Annotated in this window: 17 protein-coding genes; 2 read left to right on the forward strand and 15 right to left on the reverse strand. The window is 59.9% G+C overall.

The window, feature by feature from the left end; translation table 11 throughout:
- Positions 1 to 2: 2 nt before the first annotated feature.
- Complete coding sequence (locus AC066Y_RS31915) at positions 3 to 2,261, reverse strand: xanthine dehydrogenase family protein molybdopterin-binding subunit (RefSeq protein WP_478277341.1); 2,259 nt, start codon at positions 2,259 to 2,261, stop codon at positions 3 to 5.
- A gap of 380 nt (positions 2,262 to 2,641) precedes the next feature.
- On the opposite strand from AC066Y_RS31915, the gene AC066Y_RS31920 reads away from it, so the two are divergent.
- Positions 2,642 to 3,025 (forward strand): MarR family winged helix-turn-helix transcriptional regulator, encoded by a 384-nt coding sequence (locus AC066Y_RS31920; protein ID WP_478277342.1) that lies wholly within the window; start codon positions 2,642 to 2,644, stop codon positions 3,023 to 3,025.
- Positions 3,026 to 3,512: 487 nt separating this feature from the next.
- On the opposite strand, the gene AC066Y_RS31925 is transcribed toward AC066Y_RS31920, so the two are convergent.
- Positions 3,513 to 4,058, reverse strand: coding sequence for a hypothetical protein (locus tag AC066Y_RS31925; protein WP_478277343.1), 546 nt, complete (start codon positions 4,056 to 4,058; stop codon positions 3,513 to 3,515).
- A 302-nt stretch (positions 4,059 to 4,360) separates the two neighbouring features.
- On the opposite strand from AC066Y_RS31925, the gene AC066Y_RS31930 reads away from it, so the two are divergent.
- Complete coding sequence (locus AC066Y_RS31930; RefSeq protein ID WP_478277344.1) at positions 4,361 to 5,224, forward strand: AraC family transcriptional regulator; 864 nt, start codon at positions 4,361 to 4,363, stop codon at positions 5,222 to 5,224.
- Between the two features lie 63 nt (positions 5,225 to 5,287).
- On the opposite strand, the gene AC066Y_RS31935 is transcribed toward AC066Y_RS31930, so the two are convergent.
- The 13 genes from AC066Y_RS31935 to AC066Y_RS31995 all read right to left on the reverse strand — a co-directional run bounded on the left by AC066Y_RS31935 (position 5,288) and on the right by AC066Y_RS31995 (position 19,577).
- Positions 5,288 to 6,520 (reverse strand): ABC transporter substrate-binding protein, encoded by a 1,233-nt coding sequence (locus tag AC066Y_RS31935; protein WP_478277345.1) that lies wholly within the window; start codon positions 6,518 to 6,520, stop codon positions 5,288 to 5,290.
- 135 nt (positions 6,521 to 6,655) lie between these two features.
- Positions 6,656 to 8,527: an AMP-dependent synthetase/ligase gene (locus tag AC066Y_RS31940; protein ID WP_478277346.1), complete on the reverse strand. Its 1,872-nt coding sequence runs from the start codon at positions 8,525 to 8,527 to the stop codon at positions 6,656 to 6,658.
- 1 nt (position 8,528) lies between these two features.
- A complete protein-coding gene (locus AC066Y_RS31945) occupies positions 8,529 to 9,242 on the reverse strand; it encodes an enoyl-CoA hydratase/isomerase family protein (protein ID WP_478277347.1) in 714 nt (237 codons plus the stop codon).
- Positions 9,243 to 9,336: 94 nt separating this feature from the next.
- The gene (locus AC066Y_RS31950; protein WP_478277348.1) at positions 9,337 to 10,467 is read right to left on the reverse strand and encodes an LLM class flavin-dependent oxidoreductase; all 1,131 of its coding nucleotides are present in this window, start codon (positions 10,465 to 10,467) and stop codon (positions 9,337 to 9,339) included.
- Positions 10,468 to 10,666: 199 nt separating this feature from the next.
- Complete coding sequence (locus tag AC066Y_RS31955) at positions 10,667 to 11,449, reverse strand: creatininase family protein (RefSeq protein WP_478277349.1); 783 nt, start codon at positions 11,447 to 11,449, stop codon at positions 10,667 to 10,669.
- Complete coding sequence (locus tag AC066Y_RS31960) at positions 11,450 to 12,217, reverse strand: enoyl-CoA hydratase/isomerase family protein (RefSeq protein WP_478277350.1); 768 nt, start codon at positions 12,215 to 12,217, stop codon at positions 11,450 to 11,452.
- A 163-nt stretch (positions 12,218 to 12,380) separates the two neighbouring features.
- Positions 12,381 to 13,100, reverse strand: coding sequence for an ABC transporter ATP-binding protein (locus tag AC066Y_RS31965; protein ID WP_478277351.1), 720 nt, complete (start codon positions 13,098 to 13,100; stop codon positions 12,381 to 12,383).
- The gene (locus AC066Y_RS31970) at positions 13,093 to 13,818 is read right to left on the reverse strand and encodes an ABC transporter ATP-binding protein (RefSeq protein ID WP_478277352.1); all 726 of its coding nucleotides are present in this window, start codon (positions 13,816 to 13,818) and stop codon (positions 13,093 to 13,095) included. Before AC066Y_RS31970 ends, AC066Y_RS31965 begins: the two co-directional genes overlap by 8 nt.
- Positions 13,815 to 14,846 (reverse strand): branched-chain amino acid ABC transporter permease, encoded by a 1,032-nt coding sequence (locus AC066Y_RS31975; RefSeq protein WP_478277353.1) that lies wholly within the window; start codon positions 14,844 to 14,846, stop codon positions 13,815 to 13,817. The genes AC066Y_RS31970 and AC066Y_RS31975 overlap by 4 nt, the downstream gene beginning before the upstream one ends.
- Complete coding sequence (locus AC066Y_RS31980) at positions 14,830 to 15,699, reverse strand: branched-chain amino acid ABC transporter permease (protein ID WP_478277354.1); 870 nt, start codon at positions 15,697 to 15,699, stop codon at positions 14,830 to 14,832. Before AC066Y_RS31980 ends, AC066Y_RS31975 begins: the two co-directional genes overlap by 17 nt.
- 306 nt (positions 15,700 to 16,005) lie before the next feature.
- Positions 16,006 to 16,512: a flavin reductase family protein gene (locus AC066Y_RS31985; RefSeq protein WP_478277355.1), complete on the reverse strand. Its 507-nt coding sequence runs from the start codon at positions 16,510 to 16,512 to the stop codon at positions 16,006 to 16,008.
- Between the two features lie 67 nt (positions 16,513 to 16,579).
- On the reverse strand, positions 16,580 to 16,939 hold the full coding sequence (locus AC066Y_RS31990) for a VOC family protein (protein WP_478277356.1): 360 nt from the start codon (positions 16,937 to 16,939) through the stop codon (positions 16,580 to 16,582).
- A gap of 622 nt (positions 16,940 to 17,561) precedes the next feature.
- Complete coding sequence (locus AC066Y_RS31995) at positions 17,562 to 19,577, reverse strand: acetyl-CoA carboxylase biotin carboxylase subunit (protein ID WP_478277357.1); 2,016 nt, start codon at positions 19,575 to 19,577, stop codon at positions 17,562 to 17,564.

Raw genomic sequence — 19,577 nt, forward strand, 5'->3', positions numbered from 1 at the left:
ATTCAGTTCCTCTTCTGGAGTGCGCGCCACACTTTTTCGGGTGTCATTGGTAGATCGGTGATTCGGATGCCGTAGGCTGAAAACAGCGCATTGGCGATCGCCGGTGCGACTGGAAGGATTGCTCCCTCGCCCATTCCCTTGGCTCCGCCAGGCCCGGGGCCATCGCCGTTTTCGACAAGTATCGTGTCGAACGAGGCCGGCACGTCGGAGATTCGCGGTATTGAATAATCGATCGGCGTCGCGTTGACGGGTTGTCCGTCTTCGAACTCGAGGGCTTCATAGAGTGCGTGCCCTAGCCCCATGATCGCAGCGCCTTCGTCCTGACCTTCCGCAGCGAGGCGATTGATCACGCGGCCGACGTCGGCGGCGCTGGCATACCGAGGAACATGGATCTCGCCGGTCTCTTCATCGACGACGATCTCGGCGAGGCCCGCGGAGGTCTCCCAGAACAAAGGTGACTCGGCCAGGGCGCCCTTCTTCGAACGCGGCGTTACGGCGCCGCGGCCGACGACTTCTCCCGAATCGACACCCAGGCTGCGGTGAAATATCTGATGGAAAGTGAGAACTTCCGAACCAGTCGAAACGCCCCCCTCGACGAGTGACAGGCTGTCGCGGGGAAGCTCCCAGACCTCGGCAACCATTTCGAGAATCTGATCGGCTGCGTCGAGAGCGGCGCTCTCGACGCAGAGGCCAACGACGACGGTCGAGCGGCTCGCGCCGGTACCCCAGTCGTAAGGGGCGACCGCTGTATCGGAGCGCAGGACGGTGACCGCAGATACCTTCTGCTTCAAGGTTTGCGCCGCAATTTGGGCCATCGTCGCGTGCGCACCCTGACCAACCTCAATGCTTGAGACCGAAACGAGGACCGACCCATCGATCTTGAGACGCACGATCGCGTTACTGATCGGCGTGTTCGCCGGATCGGTTGCGGCGACGGCCAATCCGCGCGCCTGGCGGTTGGAGGGTTTCGCTTCCGGCGCGAACGATTGCGTCACCCGACCGATCAACTCGCTCATGTCCATGTCGAGCGCACGCAGGTCGGGGCGGATGCGCTCACCACGGGAGGCCAGATTCAGCACGCGGAACTCGGTCGGATCCATGCCGATTGCCGCGGCCACATTGTCCATGTGGGATTCTTTGGCCCAAACAGCTTGCGGGCCACCGATTGAGCGGAATGCCGCGCCCGGGACGGTGTTCGTGTAGACCGCACATGCTTCGAGGCGCATGTTCGGCACCACGTACGGTCCCATGATGCGATTTGCCGATTTGGTGGCGACGGCTGAGCCCGTATCTGAATACGCTCCGCCGTCGAGCAGAAGTTTCGCGCTGTTCGCGAGGATCCGTCCTCTGGCGTCGACGGCGGTTCGTATCGTGATGTCTGCGCCGAGCCTTCGACAGGTGAGCATCGATTCGGCCATGGATTGAGCGAGGCGAACAGGGCGCCGCACCTTCCAGGAAGCGGCAGCGACCAACGGCTCGATCTTGACGGAGGCTTTCCCACCGAATCCCCCGCCAACGAACGGGACGATGATGCGAACCTTGGCCAAGGCCAGCCCGAAGAGCCTGGACAGGACCTTCTGAACCGCCGTCGGCGTCTGCGCACCAGCCCAAACCGTCAGGGAGTTGCCCTGGAAGTCGGCGATGACCGTATGCGGCTCCATCGCGAAATGCGAGATCGCCGGAAAGCTGAAGTGGTCTTCGTGGATGTATGCCGCAACTGCCTCCGCAGCGTCGACGTCTCCGACGTTGTTTCTGTAGGTGTGGAATATGTTGCTGTTCGGGGTCGGCCGGGCGCCGCCCTTGAAGTAGAAGTCCTCGAGATTTTCATGACGCTCATGGATGAGCGGCGCATCCGCCACCAACGCATCCCGGATGGTCGTTGCATGCGGAAGTTCGTCGTACGCGATGTCGACCAGCTCCGCGGCAGCCTCGGCGATCTCGATGGTCTCGGCGATCACCATGGCGACCGGCTCACCCACGTAGCGGACCCGGTCGATCGCTATGATGGGCCGGTCTTTGAGCACAACTCCCCAGCAACCGAACGATACGACGTCCTCGCCGACAAGCACGTCAATGACGCCGTCCGCTGACCGGGCAGCGCGCGTATCGATCGAGGCGATGCGTGCGTGACTCGCGGGCGAGCGAACCACAAAGCCGTGCAGCACTCCTGGGATCATCCGGTCAGTTACGTATTCCGCGCGACCCGTGACCTTCTCAATGAGGTCGGGCCGCACAGAACTCATAATGTCAGTCGTCGACATGCGCGCATCCGGGGTGCGAGGTCGCCCCCGATGGTCGCGCCGACGCGGCTCCTTCAGGGGCAATCTTCAAACCCTACCTCACCTATCACTCGTATGCAAGCGCTACACTCGTATACGAGTAATAAACGATGCGCCAGCGAAGAATGGTCCGATCAGATCGATCGCGATGGGAACGAACGGCATGGATTCTTGGGTTCAACGAATGTACACAAACGAGCAGCCCGACACTCTCGGAGCCAAGCCATCGAACTTTCTTCAAACCGAGCCAGGTTAAGTGCCGCAAGGGAACGAAAACCGTGCAACCGAAAACCAAGTTGCCTCCGACTGAGAAGACGAGAGAGGCCGCCCAATCTTACAGGTTGGACGATGCACCAGGGTTCTTGCTGCGCGTCGCCCTTCGCACACACACGTCCATCTTTGCCGAGAAGATGATCGAAGAGCTGACCCCACCCCAATTCTCGACGCTGGCGAAATTGAGGGAAGTCGGATCATGCTCTCAAAATCACCTGGGGCGGCTGATCCACTATGACTCAGCAACGATCACCGGCGTCATCAATCGCCTGAAATCGCGCGGGCTGATCAAGAGCTCCAAGGATCCTTTAGATCCTCGACGACGGCAGATCGAATTGACCGACAAGGGGAGGCGAACAGCTGACGCTGCGATCGAGACCATTGGTGAGATTTCGGGCGAGACTTTTGCCCGCTTGACCCGGGAGGAATTTAAGACGCTGACCGAAATCCTCAAGAAAGTCATACGCCGCTGAGTCCGGCAGCGCAGAGCCGACCGATAAGCTGATCCCGCAATCGTTTCGATCGATGCCAAGCGAAAAAATGGCCCGGCGCGAGCCGGGCCAAGTACAGGGAGGAGCGAAGGATGTAGATCCTTCGCAAACGCCGAACGCGGATCTCGATCGAAGACAGCCCAACGAACGATCTCAGCGGCAGAACTATCCGGTATGCCGCCCGGCATTTTGTGCTGAAGAGGAGGGAACTGCGCTATTCTGTGGCATTTTTCGCGCTGGTTTGCGGCAGGCGCCGATGCAGCGTGCGCCTCATAGGGATGCATCCGTTCGCTCGCGAGACATGCCCGGGATGAGCCGCATCGGCGCGCGAGCCATGCTGTATGGATCTGCTCGCCAGTCGGTCTGCTGCCGATGACGACATGATCCCGCGGTAGATGGCACCCATCAGTGGCCGTCTATTTGATGCCGGGCTTCTTCGCGCGATCGATCGACCCCGCTCCGCCAGCGGCTATCCCGCGCGTCTGCGCAGGGCACGGACAATTTTTGTCCTGAAGCGTGCGAGATCAAAAAGCAATTTGGGCGCTCTCCTGATCGCAATCGCTTTACCCACGATTGCGAGCCGCAGAACTCGGACCAATCTGGCCAGGCCGAATTCCATGAATGCTTCCCGGACATGTGGCCGGTTGGCGATCGAAAGCATATCGTTCACGACAACGATCGACGATCTGAGCTCTGGTTCCTTCTGCAGAACAAAGTCTCGGCATGCTGCCGCGAACTCCTGCTCCTGTGCGCTCAAGGGTATGCTGAAGACGGTTCGAGTATCTTCCGTCATATCCAATTGCCCCCGAACGATCGCCGTGCGCGGCCTTCCGTCTTCGATCTCCTGGACCGCGCAGCTTGGCTTTGCTTCCCAACAAGCAACGCGGCCGTGCCGTAGACTTTCTGCGATATTCTTCCGTGGTAGCATTGGAGGCTGCAGCATTTCCTGCCGAAAGCTCTCGCGTCCAGGCTTAAAAGCGCGATCGATGAGGCCAGTTGACGCGAGGTCCGGCATTCTCTGCCATCGGCGCGCCGACCTCTCCGACGCCGGGAAGCGGCATTCGAATTGCGCGTGTTGTCGCAGCTGCTCGCGTCGCGTTGACGTTCCGGCCCGATCGCGGACCCCGAGCATGAGCAGCCGTTAAGGTCACCAAAGTGCTCGTCCCGGCCGGACCCCCAGGGTCGGATTCTCGTTTCTCCGTGCTACTTTTCGGTGACGAGCATTTCCCGGAGCGCTATCTTCTACCTGAACCGAGCCGAGCCCCTTGTCGCCGTCTCCTGAACTGCGGGAACTACAGCCAAGAACGAGCGAATTCGATGAGCATGTTGTCCACGTCCGAAATGGATCCTGGTCTTGCCAGAATGAATTTGCCCGAGCTTCGGATCAACTACGATCCGATCGATCCAGATCAATTCGATCGGCCGATAACCTCATTTTGCATCGAAACCGGCGAAGACAATGACGAGCTTCCGCTCCACTCTCATAAGAAAGGACAACTGGTTGTCGCTTCACATGGATCGGTGATGTGTCGCGCCCCTGGCGGCTTATGGATCGTTCCGCCGCAGGGTGCCGTGTGGATACCCGCCGGGGTCATGCATAGCAATTGCGTCTCGGACAATGGAAAGGTCTACGTCGTCTTCATCGATCCGCAGGCGAGTACGCTTCCGAGCACGTGCTGCACATTCACGATATCATCGCTCGTCCGTGAACTGATACATCGGCTCTCCGTCTTTCCTCCCCTGTATCCGGTCGAGGGGCCGACCAGCCGGCTCGGACGCGTGCTGCTCGACGAATTGGTGCAGATGTCCACCGAACAGATGTACTTGCCCATCTCCACCGACAGCCGACTTCAGCATCTCGCGACATCGCTGCTCAATGACCCCGGAGATCGCAGCACGATCGACGAATTGGCGACCAGGTACGCGATGAGCGTCCGGACCTTCGCCCGCCTGGTCTTGAAGGAAACCGGGATGACGTTCGGGCGCTGGCGACAGCGCCTTCACATCCTCGTCGCGCTGCAGCGGCTGTCTGCAGGATCTTCCGTTCAGGCCGTCTCGCTCGATCTGGGCTATGAAACCCCCAGCGCCTTCATAACCATGTTCAAGAAGGCAATGGGCAAGAGCCCGCGCCGCTTCCTTGCCGAGCGAACCAGCTTCGTCAGCCGTGAGCCTTTGGCTTGAAGACCTTCGCCCGGGAGCCCTGGCCCCAACATCGTCTGCTGGGGCCGCAGCTCACGGCTTCGCCTATCGCGAGTTGAATGGGACCAGAGGATATTGGAGCGCAGCTTCGGCGACCGACTGCGGCGCCACCACGCGAGGCTTCCCGTTCTGCCCTTGAAGGATGGTCACGTCGCTGCCCGTATTCTGGCCATTGGCGTCGAATTTGATCTTGCCGCTGGACATCAGGATAGGCGTCATGTCCGTTCCTTTAAGCGCGGCGTGGATCGCAGCAGACTCGGAAGAACCGGCGCGGCTTACGGCGTCCGCAACAATCTGAACAGCTTCGAAGGCACACCCTGAATTCCCGTCGACCCAGTCATCTGGATAATCGGACGCAAATCTCTTCAAGATCGCCGCGGCATCGGGCGCCTTCGGATTATACCACAGGGTCGAGAGTATCGCGCCGTCGCCGTACTTGCCCAACGCGTCATAGTACGCCTTGTCCTGCGCGCCATTCGAGTTGGGTGAGAAGATCATTTTGGGATTCCACCCCTGCTTGGTGCATTCCCGAATGATCATGATGGCGTCGTTGACACGCGTCACGGAGACCAACGCGTCCGCGCCTGACGCTTTGGCTTTTGCAACTTCGACCGAGAGATCCTTGGCTCTTTCATCGTATGGAATATACTCGGCAATCCGGAGGGGCACTTCGACCTCCTTCCAGGCCTGATCGATGCTCGCCGCGGTCGACTGTCCCATCGTATTGTTGAGGTGCATGACGGCGGCGCTTGTTGGAGCGTCCTTGAGCGAGGACAGGAGTGACTTCAGCTCCATGAGGGACTTCCTGACGATTGTGAGGGACGTCGGGTAGTACCTGAACACCTCCGTGAATCCTTGAGAAGTCACCTGGGTCGCACTCGCGATGTGAACGACCATAGGCACTTTTGCGGCCTCTGCGGCCTGAAGCGCGGAGATGGTTGCTCCGGAATCCCACGCGCCGATAAGTACCGTACACCCCTGTCTGATCAGGTTCTCGGCGGCAATCCGTCCGTTTTCCGGCCGACTTTGCGTGTCCGCATGGATGATTTGCAGGTCTATACCGAACTTCTCCTTTGCGAACTTCGCACCGACATCGATGCCGCGCACGCAAGCCTGCCCCGGAAACGCCAGGACGCCACTGCTTGGATTGATTGCGCCGACGCGCACCTTGGCCGGGGTGGCAGCTCTTGACTGCCACGATACGAGCCCGACGGCGGCGCCAATTCCGCTACCGATCAAGGACCGGCGGGTCAAACCGCTTTCGCTGTGCTTTCTCATGTAACTCCCCTTTTGGTTGGCTGCAAGATTATCGATGCGGTCTGACAGGCGCGCTCAATGACCAGTGAGGTGCTCTCGCGCCGGGGACGTGCACTCGCGCTCGGCGCCCTACGGGATGCGCCGCCCGCGTGATTTTCAGGGATTAATTTCCGCCTTGACGAGGTTGTCTTCGCTCTCGTCATAAAGCGTATCGATCAACGACCGATACCTCTCCGTGATCTGCTTCCGACGCTTCTTCCGAGTCGGCGTCATCATGCCGTTCTCGGGAGAAAGTTCTTCCGGCAATATCCGGAACGCCTTGATCTGCTCGGCCCTGGCGAGCCTGCCATTCGCCTTGCCGATCTCCGCTTCGATCATCCGCACCACGATTTCGGAGTTCGCCAGTTCCGAGTACCGGTCGATCCGCAGACCGTGCGATCTGGCCCAATCCATCGTCGCGGTCGCGTTCACCTCGATCAGCGCGGTGAGATACTTCTTACCTTCTCCAAGCACAGCCGCCTCAGAGATAAAGGGACTGCGCCTGAGCTCGTTTTCGATCTGCGTCGGGCTGATGGATTTCCCATTGGAAGTGTTGATGATCTCCTTTTTTCGATCGACCAGCCTGAAGAGGCCCGTCGAATCGACGTCCACGATGTCGCCGGTGTAGAGCCAGCCATCGCGAAGAGCGGACTTGGTCTCCTCGGGCTTATTCCAGTAACCGACAAAGAGTCCCGGTCCCCTGACAATCATTTCCCCGTCTTCGAGAACCGCGGTCTCCCAAGCGGGATCCCGCAGGGGTACGCCCACGGTGCCAGCCTCCGGCCATTCCGCCATCTGCACCAGGTTGGCACCGACCAGCTCTGTCTGTCCGTAACATTCCTTCAGCTGCAGTCCCCATAGCTGCCACAGCGACATAAGCTCGGGAGGCATCGCCGCGGACGACGTATATGTAACCGCGAGTTCCTCGAACCCGACCTCACAAAGCAGCGGACGAAAAACGTGTTGCTGGCACACGGCAAAGAGGCCAGAAATGAAAGGGTCCGGCACGCTTCCGGCCTGGCGATCATCGAGGGCCCTGCGGGCGATGGTCATCGCGAGCTGATAGTCCTGCTTCTGCTTCTCGGACCCGGAGTGAACCTTGCTGAGGATCTGGGTGGCATACCGCTGGAAGAAGCGCGGCGGAGCCATAAAGTAGGTCGGCTTCACTTCCTTGATCGTTTGAGCGAACTCTGCGCTGCTCTCGCCGAAGTACGGCACCAGGCGGATGAGCAGAGGCAGTGTCGTTGCCTGTGCGCGTGCCACCGTGTGTGACATCGGCAGGTGCACGACGACACGGTGGACATCGGAGCGCATCTTCGACGTGAACAGGGTTACGCTGTGCGCACCGGCGAGCAGCGACAAATGGGTCAGCATCGCTCCCTTCGGAAATCCCGTCGTGCCGGACGTGTATCCGATGCTGGTCAGATCGCTCGCCTTTGCTTTCGCGACCTGCTCCTGTAGAAAGATGTCGGCGTCGACCGATGTTTCCCTCCAGAAGTCATGAAGAGAGACGACGTTCGTCGGTCCGCCTGCCTTCTTCCACGCGGGATCGAGCACGATGATTTTTTTCAGCTGGTCCGCATGGCCCGATGCAAGGACGGTGTTGAGCTGAAGTTCACCCCCGACAAACATGTACGACGTTCCGGAGTCGCTGAGATAATAACCGACCTCCTCCGCCGACGAGGTGAAGTAGACGCCGACCATGATGCCGCCGGCACAAATGATCGCCATATCCGCAAGAAGCCATTCCTGGGACACATCCCCCATGATGGCCGCGCGATCGCCGCGTTCGAACCCACCCTTTTGCAGAGTGGCCGCCAGCTTAGCCGCTCGGTCCGAATATTGCTTCCAGGTCGTGGCGATCCACTCACCGCGACGTTTTTGCTTGAAAGCGATCTCATCAGAAAGCTCCACCCTCCGCTGGCTCAGAAGCTGCGGAATGGTCACGTCGGCGAGTTGGGCGCCTGACGCAAAACCCTCGGCGCTCACCTCAACGCTCCGCGAAGCGCTTGCGCTTTTCAGCGAAGGCGGCCACGGCATCGCGCCGGTCGGGCGCGGCAAAGGTGATCGTCTCGAGGGCGGTCGAGGTGTCCAGGAGCAGATGCGCGTACTGCTTGATGATCTTGTTCACGCAATACTTGGTCCAGATGATTGATTCTCTTGGGCCGCTCGCAAGCATCTCTGCGTACTCGATTGCAGCATCCTTGACGTCCCCGTTCGAAATCACCTCGTTGATCATGCCGATGGACGCGGCCTTTTCGGCGGAGATGAAGTCACCCGTCATCAGGTAGTGCTTCGCACGGACGGGCCCCATCAACAGTGGCCACATCACCGCGCCGCCATCGCCCGCGACCACGCCTGCGGTAACATGCGTATCGGCGAACCTCGCGGCCGGACTCGCGAATATGACATCGCAGAACAAGGCCAGAGTTGCCCCGAGACCGACCGCGACGCCGTTGACCGCGGCGATGATCGGCGCCTCGACTTCCAGCATGTTCCGGATCAGATGGCGTCCGCCCCGAGTCGGCGACGGGATCGGACTCTTGTCGAGCGTTTTCTGATCGCCGCCCGAACAGAACCCCCGTCCCGCCCCCGTCAGAACGATCGCGCGGACTGCCTTGTCCTCGTCCAGCTCGACGAAGACCCGCTCGAGTTCGTTGTGCATATCCCAATTGATCGCATTGAGGATCTCCGGCCGGTTCATTGTGACGATGGCGACACCGCTCGGCCGCTTCTCGACGATCAGATATTTGTAGTTCTGCTTCGACATGGCTATTTTCCGTTGGTTCCTGTTGGTCTTACTTTTGCGGTCGCATGGCGCGGATCTGTCCGAGAATATCTTCCGTAGGCCGCACGACATTGTTTCTGTCGTTGAAGTGGGGGATCACATAGCGGCCACACATGTCGATCGCTTCCATGATTTTCTCGTGACTGACGGAGTCGAGATGCAGAAGAACTTCGTCGACGCCCATCGCCTGGAACTTCTCGATCTGACGAATGACGGTGTCGGGGCTCCCGCAGACTGTTGTCGCGGAGTGGTTGAGCAAGTAGTCCCAGTCCTTTCCCGCGCGCTCCATGGCTGGCACGCTCTCGCTCATATACGCATAATCGTCGGCAAGCTTTGCGAGACGGGGATACGCGTCCGTTGAAATCCTCGCATAGTGCATGAGAGGCTCGGCGTAATCGTCCTTCGCTTTCTGATCGGTTGGCCCGATGCCGAAGAAAAGCGGAATGCCGATGCGCGGCCGATCGAGCGGACCTTGCTCGTCACGCTTCCAGGCGCGACGGTATGTGTTTAGAAGCTTTTCCTGGACCTCCCATCCCTGGTAGATCGAGTTGCTCATGACGGCGAGGCCTTCGGATCCGGCCCAGCTGTGGCTCCGCTCGCTGGTCGCAGCGATGCCGATTACCGGATGCGGCTTCTGCATCGGCTTGGGCACCAGCATCCGCGGCGGGATCTGATAGTACTTGCCCTCGAAGGTGAAGATATCTTCGCGCATCGATTTCTTCAGGAGCGCGATACCTTCCTCCATCTGAGCGAGAGTTTCGCTCGGATCGACGTTGAAGGCGCGCATGGCGATGGTCGTGTTGGCCCGGCCGGCGTAGAATTCCACGCGGCCATGCGAAAGGATGTCGGTTACTGCCAATCGCTCCGCAGATCGCAAGGCATGATTGATCTTCTGGGGCATCAGCGTCACCGCTGACCTCAGCTTCACGCGCGAGGTGACGGCTGCCAGGTACCCGTAGACGGCCTCCGGCGCGGAGCTCGATATGCCGCCGAGTGCAACGTGCTGCTCGGATAGCGCGACGCAGTCGAATCCGACCTTTTCAGCCAGACGCACCTCGTCCACGAGTTCATGGAGTCGGCGGCCATAGCTCTGCCCGACCTGGGTTTCTTGCTCCGACCAAAACCCGAACGTAAGTGCCATCTTCTGGATCCTCATGGAGTGTCAAGATGGCGAAGCATTTCATGGGCGCGGCAACATTTTTGTTCGAATGCACCCCGTAGTTACATAACTTTCCGAATTTTGTGCCGTAAGCAGCCGAACCTGCCTCTATCGCGACCGGCACCGCGGAACGTCACGCGATAATCTTCGCGGCGATCCACCGTTGCGGAGCGCGAGAGGCTCAGACCGCGTTGCCTTGTCTTCCGAACGAGACAGCCAGAAGATCCGCTATCGCCTCGAGACATCGCTCGCCGATCCGGGCCGTCGAGCCAAACGGATTGCCGATGATGCCGTTAACGGTGACGGACTTGATCCCGTTCATCCACATTGACTGAAGCTGCTCCTCGGATAGCGCACCGAGATGGCCGACCTCGAACCGATCGAGCCGAACGCTATCGGGCCGGAGCAACATCATGAGCGACGTCTCCGCAATATCGGCATGCCCGCCAACCGCACTCGGATCACCGCCCGCTTCCTCGACGGCGGTACGCCATCTCTCGATCCAGGTTATGGCGTCGCAGTACGCATCGATCTCGACGTCTTGCGCAACTGCGTTCCTCAGCCGGGGAAGCATATCTCGCAGAGTAAGGAAATTTCCGAGGTGCCCCGAGAACAGCAGAATGCGTCTGAAGCCGTGTTTCGCGAGACTTGTGCAATAATCCAGGCAGATCGATTCGAACGTCTCCGGGCGAATGGATATCGTCCCCGGGAAGACCAGATGATGGGCTGAACAGCCGACCTTGATGGTAGGCGCGATCAGGGTGCGCCCTAGACACCGCGCCAACCTTGCGGCGATGGCATCTGCATGATCTGCATCCATGCAGAGCGGAAGGTGCGGTCCATGTTGCTCCACCGCGCCGCATGGTATCAGGACAGTGGAGGCTCCCGCAGCAAGGGCAGCCGATACCTGTTCGAAGCTCATAAGTTCAAGGCGGAGCTCGTCAGGCAATGCCGATGCTGACATTCACGCCTTCCTTGGCTGTTTCGACAGGAACCGCGAACGCGCCTGTGCCGCGCTATCGCCTACGAGATAGGCCGCGAGATCTTCGATCGTCACCGCCTCGAGCGAAGCATCGTCCATTTGGGCGGTCAGGTTGAGCGAACGCTTGATCGCCGCAAACAGCTTTTGCTCTTTTCGACGAAGATGCTTGCATACCTCCGCAGCCCTCACCATCACTTCCGTGGTGCTTGCGATCTCGTTGATCGCCCCAATTTGGAGTGCCCTTGGGGCGTCGGTCAAGTCGCCCCAGTAGAGCAGTGCCTGCGCCTCACGAAGCCCAAGCTTCTGAACTGCCTTCCGGATTCCCTTGGCTGCTGGCAAGAGGCCGTGGTTGATCTCCGGAAATCCGATCTTGCATTCGCGGTTCGCTATGACGTAGTCGGCGTGAAGAAGAAACTCCAAAGCCCCGCCGACGGCGTATCCACGCACGGCACACACGAAGGGCGCGGGGTATCTTTCCATCTCGCAAAGAAGCGCGTGGAAGCTCCTCATCCGAGGCCGGGATATCTCGATGCCGGCGACCTCCTTTATGTCTCCGCCCGCGCTGAAGAAGCGCTCGCCCTGGCCGGTCAGGACAATGCCCGGCGGCGACACTTCACGAGACAGTGCGCGAAACGTGTCCAGCAGCCGGCCAACAAGCGCGTTATTCAATGCGTTTGCCGGCGGCCTGTTCATGGTCATGGTGACCACATCGCGGTCGCGTTCGATTAGAAGAGCGTCATCGGCTTCCATAGAAATAGCTTAAGCGAGGCCTTGCGGAATTGATTGCCGTACACCCTTTCCCCGACGCCGCTGCTCGACACAAATGGTCGTGCCGGGGCTATTTCCCGGCATCTTCTGCTGCGATCTCCCGGTCGCCTTTTCGGACGACGGTGTGATCCGCCATCCAGGACCGCTACATTCCAAGATAAGCGCGCTGAATCTCGGAATTGTTCAGCAACTCGTCGCTGGATCCGTGGAGCACGATTGAGCCGTTCTCCAGAACGTAGCCGCGATTGGCCAACGCAAGCGATTTCGCCACATTCTGCTCTACCAGCAGTACCGTGGCTCCCTGCTCGTGCAGGGACTTCACCACACCAAACATGACGTCCGTCAGGGCGGGCGACAAGCCGATGGATGGCTCGTCGAACATGACGACCTCGGGCTTTGACATGATAGCACGGCCGATAGCCAGCATCTGCTGCTCACCGCCTGACAGCGTACCGGCGAACTGCCGCCGGCGCTCACGAAGCTTCTCAAACAAGTGATAAACGAACTCGAGCGTTTCGGACCGTCGGGCCTTCGCGCGCTTCAGCGCCCCTCCCAGGAGCAGGTTTTCTTCCACAGAAAGACTTCCGAAGATCTGCCGACCTTCCGCGACCTGGGCAATGCCGCGCTCGCAGATCTCCCATGGCGGCATCCCGGTGATATCAACACCGCTCATTTTGATGACACCGCTCGACGACCGAACGATGCCCGAGATTGACCTGATGAGTGAGGTCTTCCCTGCGCCGTTGGCGCCAACGACGCAGATCAATTCCCCTTTGTGGATCTGCAAGGAGACGCCGTTCAAAGCGCACGATCCATCGTACGCGACACAAAGTCCATCGATCGTCAGAAGCGCACCGTCAAGCATGAAAGCCTGCTCCCAGATAGCTCTCTAGGACCCTCGGATCTGCAACCACTTCTCCGGGAGTTCCCTCTGCGATCTTGGCGCCGTGATGCAGCACCACCACGCGCGAGGCCACTTCCATCACGATGCGCATGACGTGCTCGACAAGGAGGATCGTCAATCCACCTTCGGCAAGCTTCTGCAGTACGCTTACAACACCCGCAGCTTCAGTGGGTCGGAGGCCCGCCATAACCTCGTCCAGCAGCAGCAATTTGGGCCTGGTCGATAGCGCCTTGGCCGTCTCCAGCATTTTTCGGTCCGGGAGCGTTAATTGATCCGTCCTTGCGTGGGCCTTGGCGCCGAGACCAACGCTTTCAAGAGACTCGTAAGCCTTCGATCTGGCCTCGCTTACGTTTCTGGTCCAGCTGAATGCTCCGATCATGGCATTCTCAAGCACCGACATCTCGCGCATCGGCCGCACGATTTGAAATGTTCGCGCGATACCCATCCTGCAAACAGTCTCGGGTGGCGAATTATCGATCTGGCGACCTTCGAACAGAACCCGGCCGCTGGTCGGCTTCAAAGCACCAGCGACCAGGTTGAAGCATGTCGTCTTTCCCGCTCCATTTGGTCCAATCAGCGCGGTGATCCGTCCGGCTCCAAGTGAGAAGCTTACATCCTTCACCGCGACCAAGCCTCCGAACGACCGGGAAAGGTTCTTGACCTCGAGCAGGGTTGTCATTCTTCGGCCTTCCGCGGATGCCATAGCCACGCCCGGGGCGGGGCTTGGATCGTTTTGCAAAGGCGCACGATCGCCGGCCAGATGCCGTCTGGCAGGAACCAGACGACCGAGATCAGGACAACACCGTATGTGATATTGTTCAGTCCCGGGATCCGAAGACTATCGCCGAGCGCGCTCATTAAGTGATTGAGCGGGATCGCGGCGAGCGACCCGACCAGCGGACCGAACGTGGTCCCCAGTCCCCCCACCACAGGCCCTATCAGGACGTCAACCAATAGCCCCATTCCCATGATCGAGTCCGGGAATATCGACCCTTGCACGAGAGCCAGAACTCCACCGCCCGCGGCCGCCGTTGCAGCCGATATCGAGATCACGACAATCTTGTGCTGGAATGTCCGGACGCCGAGTGCGCGTGCGGCCGATTCGTCGTCGCGCATCGCCCGCCACACGTATCCGAGGTAGGATCGTGAAATAAATTCAGTTCCAATAATTCCCAACGCCGCCAATGCAAGCGCGACGAAGTAGTAGAAGCGGGCATCGCCGCGAAGCATGGAGATTTCAATCCCGCCTGTTGGCGCAGGAAAGAACAACCCCTGCATTGCACCAACGAACTCCCAGCCACTGAACATGATCCTCGCGAATTCCGCGGCGGCAATCGTGAGCAGCGCAAAATAGATGCCGCGAACTTCGAACCGGAAGCTCAACCATGCGATCAGCGCGCCGACGGATCCGGCGAGGATCATTCCGGTCAGGAGTCCTACCCATGGCGAAATGCCGTACTTTACGTCGAGAACGCCGACGGAATAGGCTCCCAGCCCGACAAAAAGGGCATGACCGATCGATAGCTGTCCGCCAATCCCAAGCATCAGATTCCAGGACTGTCCGAGGAAGGTGAACAACAATACGATCGTCATCAGCGAGATGATGTACGGGTTTGCCAGTACTCCGACTAATCCCAGGACAGCGAAGACCGTTATCCCGGCGAACCACCGTGTCTTCTCCAACCCACGATCAAATTTCTTTTGCACCAAAGAACCCTCTCGGACGGAAAACCAGGATGATGATCAGGAGCGCGTAAGGAAGCGCCGTCTTCATCGAAGGCGCGAACATCAACGCCGCGACTGCCTCAGCGACGCCGATCACCAAACCTCCAAGGAGTGCTCCGCCGAAGCTACCGAGACCGCCCACAATGACCGTCACGAAAGCGAGTAGAGTAAAATCGACAGCGAGATATGGTTGAGCGTCGAATAAGGGAGATATCAGGGCGCCGGCGACCCCTGCACAGGCTGCGCCGATGCCAAAGGTAACCGCATAGACTCGTGGAATGTTCAGTCCAACAACGAGGCCGCCCAAACGATTATCCGCCGCCGCTCGCAGCGACCGGCCAAACGAGGACAACTTCAGATACGCTCCGAGCAGAGCTATAAGCAGCCCGGCGATCGCTGCTGCCTGCACCCTCGCCAGGTCGAGCGTCACAAAGCCCAGTGATATGGTCTGAAACGATAACTGCGAAGCGGTTGGACGCGGATCCGGCCCGAACGCGACCAACAGGGTGCCGCTAAAGAGCAACGACAGGCCGATGAAAACAATGAACTGATAGTGGTGCGGCCGGCTTACGAACCGCTTTACGATCAGCGCCTCCAACAGATATCCGAAGACGAACATCACGGCCGCAGCGATTGCAGCCGCCGCAATGACTGGGACGTTCCACAAGCGGACCGTCCAATATCCGATATAGACACCGAACACGACCATCTCACCGTGCGCAAAATTTACGACGCGCATGACGCCAAATATGATGGTCAGGCCCAACGCGACGAGGCCGTAAACGAGACCGAGCAGAATGCCACTCGCAAGAACATTGAGCCAGAGCGAGAGCATCAGCGAACACTGACAAGCGCGAGCGAATACTGGGCCTTGGACACCGCGACACTCAGCGAAACTGCTACCCGTAACTGGCCGCACTCGGCCGGGATCGAGACCATCCCGGCATTGAATTTCCACCCGATCTGGTCAGCGCCCATAGTCCCCTGCATAAACATTGCTCCTCTTTTGACGACGGGTATCCTCTTAGCGACAGGACGTTCTGGCTCGAGCTTTGCGGCGACATCTCGGCCGGCATGCCGACGCTATTCTGACTAACGTGCAACATTCCTTCGACAGCCGAATTGGTCGAAGTGTGGATTTCTAACGCTTCGGTACGGTGAAGTCGCCGTTTACGTAGACGAGCGGTTCGCGATCGAGGTTGGTCGTCTGCGCAACCACTTCGCCGACAAAGATCGTATGGCTACCTGCATCGTACGCGCCCGACACCCGGCAATCGAAGCTGCAAATTGCCTCGATTAGGCTGGGCGCACCTGTAGTGAGTTTACGCCACAAACCTTCAGTGAAGCGTATGTCACCCTTGCTTCCGTCCTGTCCCGCAAACCTCTTTGCCAGCTCGGCGTGATCAGCCGTGAGAATATTCCAGCAGAATGATCCGCTCTGCTTTATTGTGTCGTGACCGCCGGCGGATTTGTTGACGCAAACGAGCACGCTTGATGGGTCCGTTGACAATGAGCAGCCGGCCGTCAACGTCAAACCGTGCCTGCCCGGTTGTATCCCCGTGGTCACGATAGATACTGCACCGGGCACGCTGCGCATTGCGCTCCGGAATTCCGCGCTGCTGAACACCGGGGTTTCTTGATTTGGCATCGGAGACACTCGGAAGTTCATGGTGATGGGTTCCCGCAAATACTCGAACCGAATTATCCGGAGCCGGCTAGCCGCCCTGCGCGATCGCAGCCTGAAAGAGCTGGATCGTGTTGTGCTGCGGATCCTGCAAGTTAGCCACACGACCATGCGCCCCCATATCCCGCACTTCACCGAAAACCTCGGCTCCCAAGGCACGGGCTCGATCGAGCGTCAGCTCCAGATCATCCACTTCAAATACGACGACCGCATTCCGAGCCCGCTCGGATACCGACTCTCCCGGGCTTGCGATGCAGAAGGCGGCCTTCTCTCCGGCGAATTGAACCCACTTGGCGCTGTCGGCGAAGCGGATCGTCAATCCGAGCGCTTCATAGAACCGGGCTAACGCTTCAGGCTCCAGGGCGGTAAGATAGATGTGCTTGAGCTTCATCTTTCGCTTTCGATTCCAGGCTCACCATCGATCTGTGACCTTCAGACCACGATTGTCGGATGATATTTGCGCCGGCCGGGCGGCATTAATGTTCGAAGTGTTCACCACGCGCATCGCCAATCAGCATATTATGCTGCACGCTATCGGACCGGGTTGCTTAATCCCGGCACGTGCGAAGAGGGGAGACGATTCATAGCGTTATTGGAACGCTGACGCTTCCGCGGAAGAGCGATCGGCGCGCATCATCGTTTCCGCCGGTTGCGATTTGGCGGGCGGCGATCCTTGGTGATCTAATGCCGTGCGCTTGTGCAGCTCGCGAGTCACCGATGATCGATTTTGCACTATTGGAGCTCTCTGCCGGCCCATTCACGCTGCTGCAAGGCGGCTCGATTCTAGAGTCTCCGCAGGTCGCATGAATGAGGCTTTCAGAATGCTCACTTCAGTATGTTGTGGAACTTCGGTTCGCCTTGATGTGACGCGGACTGAAAGTCAGACGCGTGCGCAAAATCGTTCGACCTTGATCAACCATAGTCCATTGACATACGAGGGCGATCGTCCCATTGCCGCCCTGGAACACCGACATTTCCTCACGGTAGAATGCGAAGATCGCGATACCTTGTTGTCACGTAAACTCCAGAATCAGCGCATCGACCGCAAGCGTGGCGCCGGCGGTGGCGTGGATCTTCTTCACCGTGCCGTCGCGCTCGGCGCGCAGCACGTTCTGCATCTTCATGGCTTCCACCACCGCGAGCGTCTCGCCGGCCTTGACCTCCTGGCCCTCGGTCACCGCAATCGACACCACGAGGCCCGGCATCGGGCACAGCAGCTTCTTGCCGGTGTCGGCCGCCGAGACCACCGGCATCAGCCGCGCCGAGGTCGCCTCGGTCTCGGTGAAGACATAGACCGGCACCTCATAGCCTTGATGCGCGAGGCGGAAGCCGTTGTTGATCGCGCGCACCTGCACGGCGACAAAATTGCCGTCGATGGTGCCCTGCCACACCGGCTCGCCCGGCGCCCAGCTCGACACCAGATTGTGCGGATTGCCGGGGAGCCCGTCGGCGCCGATGAAGCGCACCGCGATGGCGTCACTCTCGCGTGCGACATCGAGCGCGATCTCGGCGCGGTCGAGCCACACCGCGCGGCGGCGCTCGCGCTGCACCACGCGGCCGCCCATCTGGCCGGAAATCTGCCGCTTGCGCTCGCCCAGCACGTGATCGATCGCGGCACCGACCGCGGCCAGCCGCCGCGCGATCTCGCCCTCGGGGGCACGGGCGGAGAATCCCTTGGGGAATTCTTCGGCGATGAAGCCGGTCGAGAGCCGGCCCTCGCGCCAGCGCGGATGGTTCATCAGCGCCGACAGGAACGGAATGTTGTGCCTGATGCCGTCGACATAGAAGGCGTCGAGCGCGGTCGCCTGCGCCTCGATCGCCGCGGCACGCGACGGAGCATGGGTGACGAGCTTGGCGATCATCGGATCGTAATGGATCGAGATCTCGCCGCCCTCCTGCACACCGGTGTCGTTGCGGATCGTAATGCCGTCATGGCTGGCCTCGGCCGGCGGACGGTATTTCACCAGGCGGCCGATCGACGGCAGGAAGTTGCGGAACGGATCCTCGGCATAGACGCGGGACTCCACCGCCCAGCCGGTCAGCGTGACGTCCTTCTGCGCGAGTGCAAGCTTCTCGCCGGCGGCGACGCGGATCATCTGCTCGACGAGGTCGATGCCGGTGATCAGCTCGGTGACGGGATGCTCGACCTGCAGACGGGTGTTCATCTCCAGGAAGTAGAAGCTCTTGTCCTGGCCGGCGACGAATTCCACGGTGCCGGCGGAATCGTAGTTCACCGCGTTGGCCAGCGCGACCGCCTGCTCGCCCATCTTGCGGCGGGTGGTCTCGTCGAGCAGCGGCGACGGCGCTTCCTCGATGACCTTCTGGTTGCGGCGCTGGATCGAGCACTCGCGCTCGCCGAGATAGATCACGTTGCCATGCTTGTCGCCGAGGATCTGGATCTCGATGTGCCTGGGATCGACGATGAATTTCTCGATGAAGACGCGGTCGTCGCCGAATGACGACTTCGCCTCGGCCTTGGCAAGGTTGAAGCCTTCGGCGACTTCGCTCTTCGAATGCGCGATGCGCATGCCCTTGCCGCCGCCGCCGGCGGAGGCCTTGATCATCACGGGGTAGCCGATCTCGTCGGCGATCTGGACCGCGTGCTTGTCGTCCTCGATGACACCGAGATGGCCGGGCACGGTCGAGACCTTGGCCTTGGCCGCGGCCTTCTTGGATTCGATCTTGTCGCCCATCGCGGCGATGGCGCCGGGGTTCGGGCCGATGAAGACGATGCCGGCTGCTTCCAGCGCGCGCGGAAACGCCTCGCGCTCGGACAGGAAGCCGTAGCCGGGATGAACCGCCTGTGCGCCGGTCTTGCGGCAGGCGTCGACGATCTTGTCGATCAGAAGATAGCTCTCGGCCGCGGCGGGCGGGCCGATCAACACGGCGTCGTCGGCCATCTCGACATGCAGCGCGTCGCGGTCGGCCTCGGAGTAGACGGCAACCGTCTCAATCCCCATACGGCGCGCAGTCTTGATGACCCGGCAGGCGATCTCGCCGCGGTTGGCGATCAGGATTTTCTTGAACAT

Source organism: Bradyrhizobium sp. USDA3010 (assembly GCF_056429065.1).